The sequence below is a fragment of the Mesorhizobium sp. M7A.F.Ca.CA.002.04.1.1 genome (assembly GCF_004022805.1).
Classification (GTDB): Bacteria; Pseudomonadota; Alphaproteobacteria; order Rhizobiales; family Rhizobiaceae; genus Mesorhizobium; species Mesorhizobium ciceri.
This window is the reverse complement of record NZ_RZPL01001096.1, coordinates 1-1,150: the sequence shown is the minus strand read 5'-3', so window position 1 is coordinate 1,150 and position 1,150 is coordinate 1. Positions and strand designations below refer to the sequence as shown.

Annotated in this window: 2 protein-coding genes; both read left to right on the top strand. The window is 63.8% G+C overall.

What is annotated here, in order from left to right:
- Positions 1–380, top strand: a 380-nt coding sequence (locus ENZ75_RS32445; RefSeq protein WP_245481347.1) for a helix-turn-helix transcriptional regulator, incomplete at its 5' end; no start/stop codon positions are given.
- Complete coding sequence (locus ENZ75_RS32440; RefSeq protein ID WP_024502681.1) at positions 377–1,147, top strand: helix-turn-helix transcriptional regulator; 771 nt, start codon at positions 377–379, stop codon at positions 1,145–1,147. The genes ENZ75_RS32445 and ENZ75_RS32440, both read left to right, overlap by 4 nt.
- The last annotated feature ends 3 nt before the right edge of the window (positions 1,148–1,150 follow it).

Genomic DNA, 1,150 nt, shown 5'->3' with positions numbered 1-1,150 from the left:
TTCTCGATGTGCTCGGCCATGCAGAGATCTATTCCCTGCGCCTGAATGTCGGCCGCCAGCGCCTGTTCGCTCTGTTCTCGGCAGCGACAGCCGGCAGCATCGACCAGCCGGCGCTGATGCGGGCGCAGCTGAAATGCTGCTACGCGCTCTCGCACATCCCACAACTGATCGCCGCCGCCGCCATGCAGGATCCGTTGTCGGATCGCGAGCGCGAATGCCTGTTCTGGGTTTCCGAAGGCAAGACCACCGACGAGGTCGCCGTCATCCTTGGCGTCTCCTCCAACACCGTCAACAGCTACATCACCCACGCCATCCAGAAATTCGCGGCCAGCAACCGCGCGATGGCCATCGCCACGGCGATCAGGAGCGGCATCATTTGAAACACGCCGATATCAAGGAAGCCGCCGAAGCCCTTTTCAACGAGCAGCGCAAGCCGTTCGGCGCCTTCACCCTTAGCTCCGAAACCCATCACGCGGTCACCATTCCCGACGCCGTGCGCCGCTGCCGCTGGATCGCCGTCGACATCAACGCCTCGGCTTTCGGCCTGTTCTTCGTCAGCCCCTCGCCCGAACGGGCGCGGCTCGTTCCTTGCCTTGATTCCGACTATCCCGGGATTGCCGTGGCGACGAAGTTCATTTCAGGCGCCAATGGCGAGGAGATCGTGCGTCACACGCGCATCTCGACCGAACCGCGCTGGTGGACGGATGACGGCGTCACCGCCATGGCCGAGATGTTCGGCAATCTCGCCTGGACGCAGCAGATGGCGCCGCTGGCGCCCGGCACCAGCGGCATCGCCTTCCCCGTCCACGCCGACCGCGGCCAATGCGGCCTTGTCGTTTTCCTGGGCTCGGAGATCACCCTGTCGCAGGACGCTCTCTACGAGATCCACGCTCGTTGCTTTTCGTTGTTCGCCGCAGTCGCCCGCATCCGCCCGAGCGATGCCGGCCGCATGCGTGCAATCTCCAAGCGCGAACTCGAATGCCTGAAGCTGACCGCCAACGGCAACACCAGCGAGGAGATCGCGCGACTCCTGAAACTGTCGGTGCACACCGCCAACCAGTATCTGACCCAATCGACCCAGAAGCTCAACGCCGTCAATCGCAACCAGGCCGTTGCCAAGGCGCTGCGGCTGGGCTTGATCGAATAGGGG